This is a genomic window from Streptomyces scopuliridis RB72 (assembly GCF_000718095.1).
In the GTDB taxonomy this organism is placed as follows: Bacteria; Actinomycetota; Actinomycetes; order Streptomycetales; family Streptomycetaceae; genus Streptomyces; species Streptomyces scopuliridis.
Genome location: NZ_JOEI01000005.1, coordinates 13,186 through 26,320, shown reverse-complemented (window position 1 = coordinate 26,320; position 13,135 = coordinate 13,186). Strand labels below are relative to the sequence as shown.

The 13,135-nt window shown below is 70.5% G+C and carries 10 protein-coding genes and 1 pseudogene; 4 read left to right on the top strand and 7 right to left on the bottom strand.

Translation table 11 applies throughout. From position 1 onward, the window contains the following. The first annotated feature begins 62 nt into the window (after positions 1-62). Together IF11_RS0105515 and IF11_RS43125 are read left to right on the top strand one after the other, a co-directional pair. A complete protein-coding gene (locus tag IF11_RS0105515) occupies positions 63-500 on the top strand; it encodes a YchJ family protein (RefSeq protein ID WP_030350280.1) in 438 nt (145 codons plus the stop codon). A 49-nt stretch (positions 501-549) separates the two neighbouring features. Further along, positions 550-1,206, top strand: a pseudogene (locus IF11_RS43125) (PIG-L family deacetylase); the annotation flags it as partial. Between the two features lie 270 nt (positions 1,207-1,476). Here the strand turns inward: IF11_RS43125 and IF11_RS0105510 are convergent. The 5 genes from IF11_RS0105510 to IF11_RS0105490 form a co-directional block, all read right to left on the bottom strand. After that, entirely contained in the window at positions 1,477-2,229 is a 753-nt protein-coding gene (locus tag IF11_RS0105510) for a class I SAM-dependent methyltransferase (RefSeq protein ID WP_106979108.1), read from the bottom strand. Continuing rightward, positions 2,226-2,858 carry a TIGR04282 family arsenosugar biosynthesis glycosyltransferase gene (locus tag IF11_RS0105505; protein WP_030350278.1) on the bottom strand — a complete coding sequence of 211 codons (633 nt, stop codon included), beginning with the start codon at positions 2,856-2,858 and terminating at the stop codon, positions 2,226-2,228. The genes IF11_RS0105510 and IF11_RS0105505 overlap by 4 nt, the downstream gene beginning before the upstream one ends. After that, entirely contained in the window at positions 2,855-3,598 is a 744-nt protein-coding gene (locus tag IF11_RS0105500; protein ID WP_037727100.1) for a glycosyltransferase family 2 protein, read from the bottom strand. Before IF11_RS0105500 ends, IF11_RS0105505 begins: the two co-directional genes overlap by 4 nt. A gap of 176 nt (positions 3,599-3,774) precedes the next feature. Beyond that, positions 3,775-4,836, bottom strand: coding sequence for an NAD-dependent epimerase/dehydratase family protein (locus tag IF11_RS0105495; protein WP_030350276.1), 1,062 nt, complete (start codon positions 4,834-4,836; stop codon positions 3,775-3,777). Positions 4,837-4,938: 102 nt separating this feature from the next. Then, positions 4,939-6,009 (bottom strand): ATP-dependent DNA ligase, encoded by a 1,071-nt coding sequence (locus tag IF11_RS0105490; protein ID WP_030350275.1) that lies wholly within the window; start codon positions 6,007-6,009, stop codon positions 4,939-4,941. Positions 6,010-6,083: 74 nt separating this feature from the next. Between IF11_RS0105490 and ligD the strand changes: the two genes are divergently transcribed. Beyond that, on the top strand, positions 6,084-7,097 hold the full coding sequence (gene ligD, locus IF11_RS0105485; protein ID WP_030350274.1) for a non-homologous end-joining DNA ligase: 1,014 nt from the start codon (positions 6,084-6,086) through the stop codon (positions 7,095-7,097). A gap of 61 nt (positions 7,098-7,158) precedes the next feature. On the opposite strand, the gene IF11_RS0105480 is transcribed toward ligD, so the two are convergent. Both IF11_RS0105480 and IF11_RS0105475 read right to left on the bottom strand, forming a co-directional pair. Beyond that, positions 7,159-9,390: an OmpL47-type beta-barrel domain-containing protein gene (locus IF11_RS0105480; protein ID WP_030350273.1), complete on the bottom strand. Its 2,232-nt coding sequence runs from the start codon at positions 9,388-9,390 to the stop codon at positions 7,159-7,161. Next, on the bottom strand, positions 9,387-11,867 hold the full coding sequence (locus IF11_RS0105475; protein WP_030350272.1) for a ThuA domain-containing protein: 2,481 nt from the start codon (positions 11,865-11,867) through the stop codon (positions 9,387-9,389). Before IF11_RS0105475 ends, IF11_RS0105480 begins: the two co-directional genes overlap by 4 nt. A 203-nt stretch (positions 11,868-12,070) precedes the next feature. On the opposite strand from IF11_RS0105475, the gene IF11_RS0105470 reads away from it, so the two are divergent. Then, on the top strand, positions 12,071-13,090 hold the full coding sequence (locus tag IF11_RS0105470) for a multicopper oxidase domain-containing protein (RefSeq protein ID WP_030350271.1): 1,020 nt from the start codon (positions 12,071-12,073) through the stop codon (positions 13,088-13,090). Positions 13,091-13,135 lie beyond the last annotated feature (45 nt).

Sequence of the window (13,135 nt, the reverse complement as noted above, 5' to 3'; positions counted from 1 at the left end):
GAACGGCCCCGCGTGAACGGCCCCGCGTGAGGCGAGCGCCGATCAGCGGCGAGAATGGGCGCATGGCCCGACGCACCGCTCGCACCAGCCGCCCCGCCCGCCCCAACCGGTCCAGCCGGCCCGCCGTCACCGCCGACTCGCCCTGCCCCTGCGGGCTCGATGCCACGTACGGCGCGTGCTGCGGACGGTTCCATGCCGGTCCCGCCACCGCGCCCACCGCCGAGCTGCTGATGCGCTCCCGCTACAGCGCCTTCGCCGTCCTCGACGCGGCGTATCTGCTGCGCTCCTGGGACCCGGCCACCCGCCCGCCGGCCCTCGATCTCGACCCCGCGACACGGTGGACCGGCCTGGAGATCCTGGACACCACCGACGGCAGCCCGTTCCACACCACGGGCACGGTCACCTTCCGGGCCCACTTCACCCGGCGGGGCGAGCCGGGTGTCCAGGAGGAGCGCAGCCGGTTCGCGCGCCACGACGGTGCCTGGGTATACGTGGGCTGAGTGGAGTACCGGGTTGGCGCGTCACGCGCGGGCGAACCGAAGATGGGCCATGCGAACCCCACTCCGCGCCGGTATCGCCATCGTGGTCGCTCTGTGCGGCGTATCCGATGGCGCGACGGCCCGGGAGAGCGGTGCCCCCTGCCGGGGCTCGACCGTGGCGGTGGTGGCCCACCAGGACGACGATCTCCTGTTCCTCAACCCCGACCTGGTGGATGACTACAAGCACGGCCGATGTCTGCAGGTCGTGTACGTGACAGCGGGCGATGCCGGAAAGCCCATGGAGTACACCCTCTCCCGGGAGCGAGGGATGCGGACCGCGTACGCCGCACTGGCCGATACGGCCCCGCGCTGGCGCCGTGCCGATACACGGGCGGACGGGCGTCGCTTCCTCGGCTACGAACCGGCCGTTCCCCGTCCCCGCGTCCGTCTGACGTTCCTCCGGCTCCCCGACGGACACAGCCACGGGACCGGCGACAGAACGCAGCACTGGCAGAGCCTGCGCAAACTCGCCCAGGGCGAGATTCCCCGCATGGTCTCGGTGGACGGCGCCAACAGCCTCACGTCAAAGGAGCTGACACACACCCTGGGAACGCTCATCGCCGAATCCCGCGCCGACACGGTCAGGACGCTGGACCCGGGCTCCGTCGTCGCGCGTTTCCACGCGACCGGCAGGGATCATTCCGATCACACGGAAGTGGGAAGGTACGTCACCAGCGCGGTATCCGCGCTCCAGGCCGGAGAGATCAAACGGCTGGTGCACTATCTCGGATACCCCAGCGCCTCGCTTCTCGCGAACTTGAGCGTCGAAGTCACCGAGTCCAAAGAACGGCTCTTCGACGCCTACCTCAGCGGCAAGCGCTGCCGTGTGCCGTGCCCCGCCACCCCCCCAGCACTTCCCGCGCTTCTATCTCCCCTGGCTCGCGCGGCAGTACCACGACTGACCGGCGCACGAGGCGCACGAGCGGGGTGGGCGGGATCAGCCCGGGCGTTCCAGCGCGACGAAGCGGCGGCCCGCCGCCGTCCACTGCTCGGACGGGGTCCAGCCCGTGGCGCGGGCGTGCCGTATGAGCGCGCGGGCGCCGACCCGGGCCCACGAGAACGCCTCGCCCGGGGCGCCGTTGCCGTTGTCGACCCGTACCCGCACGCGCTCGTCCAGCTCGGCGTCCGTGCCGGCCGAGGCCGTCTCGACGATCAGCGAACCGGCCGTGCGGACCACCCCGGTGAGCCGGGAGAGCAGCGCCAACGGGTCTCCGCCGATACCGATGTTGCCGTCCATGAGCAGCGCGGTGTGCCAGCCACCCTCGCGCGGCAGCGGATCGAACACCGATCGCACCAGCGCGCTGCCGCCCGCGCGCACGGCGTGTGACACGGCCGCCGGGCTGATGTCGATGCCCAGGGAGGGGCGGCCCCGGGACGCCAGCGCCGCCACCAGCCTGCCGGGGCCGCAGCCGATGTCGAGTACGGTGCCCCGGCAGCGTTCGAGCACCGTCAGATCCGCGCTGTCGGGCTCCGCGCACCAGCGCTCCACCTCCAGCGGCAACAGCCAGCCGTCGGAGCGCCGCAGGAAGAGCGGACCCCGGCCGGTGCGCAGCGCGTCGGTGTAAGGGTCCGCCTGCCAGGGAGCCGTACGGCGCGGCCGGAAGGTGCCCACGGCGGGCGACCGGGGCGGCGCCGGGGTGTGGGCCGGGGCGTGGGTGTGGGCCTGGGCCGTGGTCTTGGCGGTGGTCATCGCGCCCCGGCCCCGGCGAGCCGGCCGAGCGCCGCGGCGAACCGGCTGTCCGGTGCCTCGGCCGCGACCAGCGTGGCGTCCCGTGCGGTGTCGACATCGCGCAACGGTGGCAGATCCCGTACGGCCAGTCCCGCGTCGAGCAGCCGCGCGCGCTGTACGGCCCCGGTCTCGGGCACCGACATCGGCACGCCCAGCAGCAGCGCGGGATCCGGCGCGGCGAGCCCCAGCGCCCAGAACCCGCCGTCCAGAGCGGGCCCGAACCAGGCGTCGCACCCCTGCCAGGCGTCGGGCGCGAGCGCGGGGGCCAGCAACTCCGGCGTGAGCTGCGGGGTGTCCATCCCGACGAGCAGGGCCGGCCCCGTACAGAGTCCGAAGGCGGCGGCCAGCCGCTCGTCCAGCCCGCCGCCCGACTGCGGTATGACCTCGATCCCGGCCGGCAGCCAGCCTCCCGGGACGCCGTCGAGGACGAGCACCCGCCGTCGTACGGGCGCGGCCAGGACCGCCGCGAGCGTGTCGCACAGCGCCGCCTCCGCGAGCAGGGCGGCCTCCTCCGGCCGGAAGGGGGGAGTGAGCCGCGTCTTGACGCGCCCGGCCACGGGCGCCTTCGCCAGCACAAGGAGAGTCGTCATCGGGCACCCGCCCGGCTCGTCCCGTCCCGCCCGGCGCGCGAGCCGTCCGTCCCGGCCCCGGCCGGCGGCTCCGCCAGCACTCCGCGCATGTCGTGCACCGCCTGCCAGGTGCCGCGCCAGGTGCCGGTCACCTTCGACCTGCCGGTACGCGGCAGATACGGCACGTCGCGTTCCGCCACCCGCCAGCCCGCGTCGGCCGCCCGTACGACCATCTGGAGCGGATAGCCGCTGCGGCGGTCCGTGAGGCCGAGTCCGAGCAGCGCCTCGCGGCGCGCCGCGCGCAGGGGGCCGAGATCGCGCAGCCGCAGACCGGTTCTGCGGCGCAGCATCCGCGCCAGCGCCAGATTCCCGGCACGGGCGTGCGCCGGCCAGGCCCCGCGCGCCTGCGGCCTGCGGCGGCCGAGCACCAGATCGGCCCGGCCCGCCGCGATCTCCGCCACGAAGGCGGGCAGCAGCCCGGGGTCCAGGGAGGCGTCGCAGTCGCAGAAGCAGACGAACTCCGCCTCGGCCGCGAGCAGTCCGGCGTGACAGGCCGCCCCGAACCCGCGCCGCGGTTCGTGCACCACCGTCGCGCCGAGCCCGGCGGCGATCTGCGCCGAGCCGTCGGCCGAGCCGTTGTCGACGACGATCGCGCGCCAGCCGTCCGGCATGCGCCCCAGCACCCAGGGCAGGGCGAGGGCCTCGTCAAGACAGGGAAGTACGACGTCAACCGTCGTGGGTTCGGAGGGGGTCACGTCCATCACCGTATGAATTCGGGAGCCGAAAAAAGGGATGTGAGGCCTTACGAAACACGGACATCCGCGGTGCGGCGACCGGCCCCGGGCCGTTCGGGTCACAGCACACCGCACGGACCGCACCGGGACATGGGGGACCGGCCCGGGGCGCCGTACCGCTCCGGGCCGCGCGTACGCGGCGGTCAGAGAACCGCGGCCGCCCGCTGGCCCGCCGCGGCGAACTCCGCCATGCCCTCGGCGAATCCGACCGAGGGCCGCCAGCCGAGTTCCGCCCTGAGCCGCGCCGACGACGCCGTGATGTGCCGGACGTCGCCGAGCCGGTACTCCCCGGTGACCACCGGCTCGGGGCCGCCGTGCGCCGCCGCCAGCTCCCGGGCCATCTCGCCGACGGTGTGCGGCTCGCCGCTGCCGGTGTTGAACGCGCTCAGCACTCCGGGCTCCCGGATCCGTACGGCACTCAGCGCCAGCGCGTTCGCCGACGCCACATCCCGCACATGGACGAAATCCCGCCGCTGCCCGCCGTCCTCGAAGACCCGCGGCGACTCGCCCCGCGCGAGCGAGGAGCGGAAGAACGAGGCGACCCCCGCGTACGGGGTGTCGCGCGGCATCCCCGGCCCGTACACATTGTGGTAGCGCAGCGAGACGGCCCGGCCGCCGGTGGCCCGCGCCCAGGCCGCCGCCAGATGCTCCTGGGCCAGCTTCGTCGCCGCGTACACATTGCGCGGGTCCGCCGCCGCGTCCTCACCGATCGGCCCCGGCGCCAACTCCGCGCCGCAGGACGGGCAGCCGGGCTCGAAGCGCCCGGCGTCCAGGTCCGCCACGGTCCGCGGGCCCGGCGCGACCCGGCCGTGCCGGGGACAGTCGTAGCGGCCCTCGCCGTAGACGACCATCGACCCGGCGAGCACCAGATCCCGCACCTCCGCCTCGGCCATGGCGGCGAGTAGTACGGATGTGCCGAGATCGTTGCAGCTCACATAGTCGGGGGCGTCCGCGAAGTCCTTGCCGAGCCCGACCATCGCCGCCTGGTGGCAGACCGCGTCCACCCCGCGCAGGGCGCCCGAGAGGGCCGTCCGGTCCCGTACGTCGGCCTGGATCCACTCCGCCTCCGGGGGAGGCGGCGGTGGGACGGGGTGCGCCGAGGGCAGCAGGGCATCGAGGACGATGGGCTGATGGCCGAGGGAGCCGAGAGCGCTGACGATGTGCGAGCCGATGAAGCCCGCGCCTCCGGTGACGAGTACACGCATGACGGGGACGCTATGCGGCGCCCGGCCGCCACGCGCGGTCACGCGCCGGGGCGTCACAGGTCCGTAAGATCGCGGCGCTCGTACGGCCCCGCCGGACAGGACCTAGGGTCCGGGCGTCCGCAGGACCTCCGCCAGGTCGTACCGCACCGGCTCCTCCAACTGCGCGTATGTACAGCTCGCGGGCGTACGGTCCGGCCGCCAGCGGCGGAACTGCGCGGTGTGCCGGAACCGGTCGCCCTCCATATGGTCGTACGCGACCTCGCACACCCGCTCAGGCCGCAGCGGAAGCCACGACAGATCCTTCGTACCGGACCAGCGGCTCGGCGCGCCCGGCAGCCGGGCGCTCTCGTGCGCGGACTCCTCCGCCCACGCCGCCCACGGATGGCCCTCCGCCGACTCCATGCGCAGCGGCGCCAGTTCCTCGATCAGCTCCGCCCGGCGCTTCATCGGGAACGCGGCGCACACCCCGACATGCTGGAGCGCCCCCGCGGCGTCGTACAGCCCCAGGAGCAGCGAGCCCACCACGGGACCGCTCTTGTGGTGGCGGTATCCGGCGACGACCACATCCGCCGTCCGCTCGTGCTTGATCTTGTACATGGACCGGGTGTCCGGCCGGTACGGCAGATCGAGGGGTTTGGCGATCACCCCGTCAAGACCCGCGCCCTCGTACCGCTCGAACCACTCCCGGGCCACCTCGATATCGCTTGTGGCGGGCGCCAGATACACCGGAGGGTGCAGCACCGCGAAGGCGGCCTCCAGCGCCTCCCTGCGCCGCGCCTGGGCGACGGTGAGCAGCGAGGCGTCCCCGAGGGCCAGCAGATCGAAGATCACGAAGCTCGCCGGGGTCTGCTCGGCGAGCAGGTCCACCCGGGACTTCGCCGGATGGATGCGTTCGGTGAGCCGGTCGAAGTCCAGCCGGTCCCCATGGACGATCACGATCTCGCCGTCCACCACACAGCGTCCGGGCAGCTCGGCGCGCAGGGCCGTGACCAGCTCAGGGAAGTACCGGGTCAGCGGCTTTCCGGTCCTGCTGCCGATCACCACCTCGTCGCCGTCGCGGTGGACGATCGCCCGGAAGCCGTCCCACTTGGCCTCGTACTGCATCCCGGGCGGGATACGCGCCACGGACTTGGCGAGCATGGGTTTCACGGGAGGCATCACCGGCAGATCCATGCCCCGATTGTGCTCGGGAACAGCCGCCTCCGCCCGATATGCGCTCCGCGCGGGCCCGGCCTACGGTGGCGCACATGGGTGCAGCGGTGGAGCTGGAAGCGGGCGGCAGGGCCGTACGGCTGTCCAGCCCGGACAAGATCTACTTTCCCGAGCGCGGTTTCACCAAGCTGGATGTCGCGCGCTACTTCCTCGCCGTCGGGCCGGGCATCCTGCGCGCCCTGCGCGACCGGCCCACCACTCTGGAGCGCTTCCCCGAAGGCGTCGACGGCGAGTCCTTCTTCCAGAAGCGCGCCCCCAAGAACCTGCCCGACTGGATCCCCACCGCCCGTATCGACTTCCCCAGCGGCCGTTCGGCCGACGAGATCTGCCCGACGGAGGTCGCCGCCGTCCTCTGGGCGGCGAACCTCGGCTGTCTCACCTTCCACCCCTGGCCGGTGCGCAAGGGCCGCACCGACCACCCCGACGAGCTGCGTATCGACCTCGACCCGCAGCCGGGCACGGACTTCAAGGACGCGGTCAGAGCCGCCCACGAACTGCACGCGTTCCTGGACGAACAGGGGCTGCACGGCTGGCCCAAGACCTCCGGAGGACGCGGCCTCCATGTGTTCGTACCGATCGAACCGCGCTGGACCTTCACCGAGGTACGCCGCTGCGCCATCACCGTCGGCCATGAACTGGAGCGGCGGATGCCGGGCCGGGTGACCACCGCCTGGTGGAAGGAGGAGCGCGGCACGCGGATCTTCGTCGACTACAACCAGACCGCCCGCGACCGCACCATCGCCTCCGCCTACTCCGTACGCCCCAAACCGCACGCCCCGGTCTCCGCGCCGCTGCGCTGGGCCGAGCTGGACGAGGTCGCCCCGCAGGACTTCGATCTGGCGACGATGCCGGTGCGCTTCACCGAAGTGGGTGATCTGCACGCCGAGATGGCGGACCGGCCGGACAGCCTGGAAGGGCTGCTGGAACTGGCCGACCGGTACGAACGGGACCACGGCCTCGGGGACATGCCGTACCCGCCGGACTACCCGAAGATGCCGGGGGAGCCGAAGCGGGTCCAGCCGAGCCGGGCCAGGAAAGAGGAGCCGTAGACGCGGGTGTGCCCCCTCTCCGCCGGAGAGGGGGCACACCCGTGGTGATGGGTTCCGCGGCCTACAGTTCCTGGATGCGGATGTTGCGGTACGAGATCACGTCCGACGTCCCGTGGACCTGGAGCCCGACATAACCGGTGGCGTACCGCCGGCCGTCCGTGCCGGGGTCTCCGGCGCGCTCCGGGTAGAAGGTCTGCCCGCCCACATTGTCGAACTCATTGATCACGACACCGTTGCGCAGGATCGTGAAGTGCTGGTCGACCACGCGGATCTCGTAGTCGTTCCAGGTGCCCTTCGGAGTGACTCCCGCGCCGCCCAGACCCACGCGGTCGAAGCCGTAGATCGAGCCGGTCTTGTACATGTCGCCGTCGGGCCTGTCGAGGATCTGGATCTCATGGCCGTAGTTGATGGCGACCCACTCCGGACGGGACTCCTCCGGGTGGTCATGGACGTTCGGGAAGCGGACGAAGACACCGCCGTTGGCGTTGCCGTTGCCCGGGGCGTCGTCGCGGAACTGGAGCTTCAGCGAGAAGTCGCCGTACTTGCGCTCCGGGAACCACAGCATGCCCATGCCCTCGACCGTGGTACTGCTGGTGATGGCACCGTCGCCGGAGAGCGCGAACTTACCGCCGCCGACCTGCTGCCACTTGGCGAGGGACGCCGCCGTGCCGTCGAAGAGATCGCGGTAGCCCTCGGTCTGTCCGGGCTTGCCGATCGCGGACTGCTTGGCGGCCCTGGTGATCTTGTTGAACTCGCGCTGGTCGATGACATTGTCGGCCAGCAGCTTGTCGAGCACCGTGTCGACGTGCTTGAGGAAGAGGGCGTGCGAGCTCCAGTCCTTCTCGTCCTCGATCAGCTCGTTGATCGTGCACCGGTTACGGGTCAGCCGGTTCGGCACACCCGTGTCGACCGTACCGACGATGACCGTCAACCGCTCGTCGAACTCAGGGCAGTTGGGCGCCGGAACGCCACCGCCCTGCGCGATGGTGAACGTCACCTGCTTGGCCTGGGCGGTGTTGCCCGCCTTGTCGGTCGCCCGGTACGCGAGGACGTGGTAGCCGACCTGGTCGACGATCACGGGCGTCGTGTACGCGAGATACGGGCCGCCGTCGAGGGAGTACTCGACCTTGTCCACCCCGGATTCGGCGTCGGTCGCGGTGACGGTCGCCTTGGCGCTGGTGATGAACGCGCCGTTGGAGTTCTTGTCACCGGTCACCACCGCACCGGTCACCGGCGCGGTGGTGTCCTTCGCCGGCGCCTCCACGACGGTGAAGTCGACGGACTTCTCGGCCGCCGCGTTGCCCGCCTTGTCGGTCGCGCGGTAGCGGACCTTGTGGGTGCCGGTCTGGTGCACCATCACCGGAGCGGTGTACGGCTGCCAGGCGCCGTCGGCCCCGAGCGCGTACTCGATGGTGTTGACGCCCGAGCCGGTGTCCGAGGCGGTGACGGTGACCGTGGCCATCGTCAGATAGTTGCCCGCCTCGTCCTTCTCGCCGCTCACGGTCGCCGAGGTCTCCGGCGGGGTCGTGTCATCGGTCGGCGGGGCGACGACCTTGAAGGAGACGGACTTCTCCGCCGCCACGTTCCCCGACTGGTCGGTGGCCCGGTATCTGATCGTGTGGTCACCGATCTGGTCGATCACCACCGGAGCGGTGTACGGCTGCCACGGTCCGTCGGCGCCGACCGCGTACTCGGTCGTCGCCACCCCGGAGCCCTCGTCGGTCGCCGTCACCGAGACCGTCGCGGAACCGACGTACGCGCCATCGGCGTTCTGCTGCCCCTCCACCTTGGCGGCGGTCTCGGGAGCCGTGGTGTCCCCCGGACCGACCTCGGTCACGGTGAGCACACCGGTCATCTGGCCGTGCCCCGGGATGGAGCAGTGGAAGCGGTACTTGCCCGGCGTGAGCCTGACCTCGGCGGTGTACTTGCCGCCGTTGGCGTCACTGGGGTTGGCCAGGATGTTCAGCTGAACGTCGTTGTTGTACTCGGGATCGGACACGTCGAACGTCAGCGTGTGCGGCATCCCGGTGGTGTTGCCGGTGGCCGCGCTGTTCTCGAAGACGATCGTGGTCGGCCCGGCCAGCGCGGTGGTCGGGAAGGAGAGGTACTTGTCGATGGGGTCGCCGGCCGTCCAGGTCAGTACCTGGGCCGCGGCCGCCTTCCCGCCGTCCGTGCGGTCGTCGGTACGCCCGTACGCCGCCGTCGAGGTCAGCCCCAGCACCATCAGGAACGCGCCCACCAGGGCCGTCCACAGGCGTAGAGGCCGATGCCTCAGGAGAGATCGGTGTCTCACTGCGCCGCCTTCCTGACCAGGTTGTTGGCGGCCGGTGTCGGCGCGCCGCCCTTGTACGTCACACGCCACAGCGCGGACTGGTTGTCCGAGGTGAAGAAGCCCCGCCCGTAGTCGAGGACATAGAGCGAGCCGTCCGGGGCGAACTTCCAGTCCATCAGGTTGCGGATACCGCCCTGACCGACCGGAATGATCTTCTTCAGCGACTCGGCGTGCACCGGCAGACCGCCCTTGCCGACGGTCTTGGGGTCGGTCACCACCGCGTGGCGCGGGCTCTCGGCGGCGTCGTAGAAGTCACCCACGAACCACTTGCCGTCCCAGTACTCCGGCCACTTCTCGGCGCTGGCGCTCTGCGCGTCGTACCGGTAGACCGGGCCGTCCATGGTGGCCTGGCCGCCGCCCTTGAGCCACGGCAGGAGGTACTTGGCCTCCTCCGTCTTGTAGCTGGGCACGCCGTTCGCGTCACGCGGGAAGTCCGGGGCACCACCCTGCGGCGAGTACCAGATGGTGTTGCCCGTGACGGGAGGCAGATTCACCAGACCGTCGTTGTTGGGCGACTCGTTCTTCGGCGCGGCGCAGTTGTACCAGCCGAGCGGCTTGGACGGGTCGGGCAGATTGCGGTCCCGGTAGGGCTGGTTGTTGCCCATGCAGAACGGCCAGCCGTGGTTGCCCGCCTTGGTGATCGCGGAGAACGTGTCGTACTTCGCCGGGCCCCAGACGGTGGACGGCGAACCGGCGTCCGGGCCGACCCAGCCCGCGTACAGAATGTCGGTCTTCTTGTCGATGGAGATACGTGCCGGGTTGCGCACGCCCATCACATAGATCTCGCCCCGGGTCTTGCCACCGCCCTCGGCCTGCTCCTCGCCCGTGAAGAGGTTCCCCTCGGGCAGGGTGTACGTGCCATTGGGCTCCGGGTGGATCCGGAGGATCTTGCCGTTCAGGTTGTTGGTGTTGCCCGCGGTGCGGCGCGCGTCCGCGAAGGAGACACCCTTGTAGTTCGGCTGCGGGTTGTTGCCCGAGTAACCGTCGCTGAATCCGGAGGAGTTGTTGTCGCCGGTCGCGATGTAGAGGTTGCCCTTCGAGTCCCAGGCCATGCCGCCGCCGGCGTGGCAGCAGCTGTGCACCTGGACCGGCCACTTCAGCAGGACCTTCTCGGAGGCGAGATCCAGCTTGTTGGTCGCCAGGTCCAGGGTGAAACGGGAGACGCGGCGTTCGGCCATCTGGGTGTCGCGGTTGAGCTGGGAGTGCGGGGTGTAGTGCAGATACACCCAGCCGTTGGTCTCGAAGGCGGGGTCCAGCTCGATACCGAGCAGCCCCTCCTCGACCTTGATCAGCTCATCGCCGCCGCCCTTGTTGCCGAAGATCGTCAGCGCGCCCGCGAGCGTCACCTTCTTCGTCTTCGGGTCATAGACATGGATCTGGCCCAGACCCTTGCCGATGTTCGGGTCGGCCCAGTCGGTCACCACGGGGGCGCTGTTGTCGCCACCGCCGCGGCCGATGTACAGCACGCGGCCGTCGGGCGCCACGACCATGCCGTGCGGCTCGCCGATCTGGTCCTGCTGGCCCGCCTGGTTCGGCTGAGTGACGCGCTCCGCCTTGTAGTTGGAGTCGATCGTCGCCTTGCAGTCGGCGGCGGAGATACGGGTGGTCCACTGGAGCGCGCCGCGCAGATGGGCGCGGAAGTCGGTCTCGGCGTATGAGTCGGCCGTACCGCCCATCCCGGTGTAGAAGGACCGGCCGCCGTCGTAGTCACGGCACCAGGAGATCGGGTGGTCGGCGCCGTTGGCGCCCGTGCCGGGCTTGTAGCTGGCCTCCCTGACGCGGGCGACCGTATGCACCTTGCCGGTCGGGTTGGTGGCCCAGTTCAGCCACTTGTCCGGCCGCTTCCACTCCAGCGGCAGATTCTTGGTGGCCGGGTTGATACGGTCGCCGATCTCGACCGTCGCGCGCTGGACCGTGGCGGGGCTGGTCGTGGGACGCGCTCCGATCAGTCCGGTGAACCAGTCGGAGTACGGTTCCGTACGGGCCGCGTCATGAATGCCGAGGAAGCCGCCACCGGCCTCCACATAGGCTTCGAGGCCCGCCTCCTGCTCGGGATCGAGCACATCGCCGCCGCCCGTCAGGAACACGACCGCGTTGAACTTGCCGAGCCTGGTGGCATTGGTGAAGACCGAACCGTCGTCCGTGGCCTCGGTCTTGAAGCGTCCTGCGGCGGGTCCCGTCAGACCGATCGTCTCGATCGCCTCGATACCGGCGTTGACGACCGGCGACTCCTCGGTGGCCGAGGCGTGGAAGACCAGGACCTTGACATTCTCGCCACCGGGCGGCGACGGAAGGGACAACGTTGTCGACGGCGGCTCCGGGTACGGCTTGGCCGTGGCGGCGGTGCCGCCGAGCAGGGACGCCGCCATGGTGCCGGCCACCAGGGCCGCGGCCATTCCGCGCCTGGATCTCGACCGGTGATGTGGTGCGCGCTGCATGTGTTCACCCACCCCTCTTTGGTCACAGCAACAGCGCCTGAAGCTAGACCTCTTTCGTCATTACGCCAATAGGTACGACCGCAATCCCACCAACTTTGTCCTGAGTGTGGATAAACGAAGATCACTGGTCTACCGTGTGGCCGTCCCCGGGGCCTCATGTGCCCCGTAAATATCCGTACGGCACTGGGGAGTTCGGTATGGCCATGGACAGACGGAGCTTCAATCGGCGCCTGTTGGCGGGAGGCGCGGTCGCCGCGACGGGGGTGACATCGTTGTCGGTGGCCTCGGCCCCCGCGGCCACCTCGGCGCCCGCGGCGGTGACCCCGCCCAGAACCGCACCGGCGGGCGGTCAGGTACGTCATCTCAAGCTGTACGCCGAGACCTTGCCGAACGGTCAGATGGGGTACGGCCTGGAGAAGGGCAAGGCGAGCATCCCGGGCCCGCTCATCGAGATCACGGAGGGGGACACCCTCCATATCGAGTTCGAGAACACCACGGACGTGGCGGCCAGCCTCCATGTCCACGGCGTGGACTACGACATCGCCAGCGACGGCACCAGGATGAGCAAGAGCCATGTGGAGCCCGGCGGTACGCGTACGTACACCTGGCGCACCCATACGCCCGGCAAGCGCGCGGACGGCACCTACCGGCCGGGCAGCGCGGGGTACTGGCACTACCACGACCATGTCGTCGGCACGGACCACGGCACGGGCGGCATCCGGAAGGGCCTCTACGGGCCGGTGGTTGTGCGCAGGAAGGGTGACATCCTTCCGGACAAGCAGTTCACGATCGTCTTCAACGACATGACGATCAACAACAAGCCGGGCGCGGAGAGCCCCAACTTCGAGGCCACGGTGGGGGATCGTGTCGAGATCATCATGATCACGCACGGCGAGTTCTACCACACGTTCCATATCCACGGTCACCGCTGGGCGGACAACAGGACGGGCCTGCTCACCGGCCCGGAGGACTCCAGCCGTGTGATCGACAACAAGATCACAGGACCGGCGGACTCCTTCGGCTTCCAGATCATCGCGGGCGAACACGTGGGCGCGGGCGCCTGGATGTACCACTGCCATGTCCAGAGCCACTCGGACATGGGGATGGCCGGCCTGTTCCTGGTGGCGAAACCGGACGGCACGATCCCGGGGTACGAGCCGCACCATCCGGATCACCCGATGGGGGCCGGGGAGACGAAGGGGGCGGAGCATTCGGGGCATTAGGGGGCTTCGGGTGGGGGTCATGACCGAGGGGTAGTCGGGGCGGCC

Coding starts and splice junctions, on each gene's coding strand:
- IF11_RS0105515 (WP_030350280.1), top strand. CDS start 63: ATGGCCCGACGCACCGCTCGCACCAGCCGCCCCGCCCGCCCCAACCGG.
- IF11_RS0105475 (WP_030350272.1), bottom strand. CDS start 11,867: ATGCAGCGCGCACCACATCACCGGTCGAGATCCAGGCGCGGAATGGCC.
- IF11_RS0105495 (WP_030350276.1), bottom strand. CDS start 4,836: ATGCGTGTACTCGTCACCGGAGGCGCGGGCTTCATCGGCTCGCACATC.
- ligD (WP_030350274.1), top strand. CDS start 6,084: ATGGGTGCAGCGGTGGAGCTGGAAGCGGGCGGCAGGGCCGTACGGCTG.
- IF11_RS0105500 (WP_037727100.1), bottom strand. CDS start 3,598: ATGGACGTGACCCCCTCCGAACCCACGACGGTTGACGTCGTACTTCCC.
- IF11_RS0105490 (WP_030350275.1), bottom strand. CDS start 6,009: ATGGATCTGCCGGTGATGCCTCCCGTGAAACCCATGCTCGCCAAGTCC.
- IF11_RS0105510 (WP_106979108.1), bottom strand. CDS start 2,229: ATGACCACCGCCAAGACCACGGCCCAGGCCCACACCCACGCCCCGGCC.
- IF11_RS0105470 (WP_030350271.1), top strand. CDS start 12,071: ATGGACAGACGGAGCTTCAATCGGCGCCTGTTGGCGGGAGGCGCGGTC.
- IF11_RS0105505 (WP_030350278.1), bottom strand. CDS start 2,858: ATGACGACTCTCCTTGTGCTGGCGAAGGCGCCCGTGGCCGGGCGCGTC.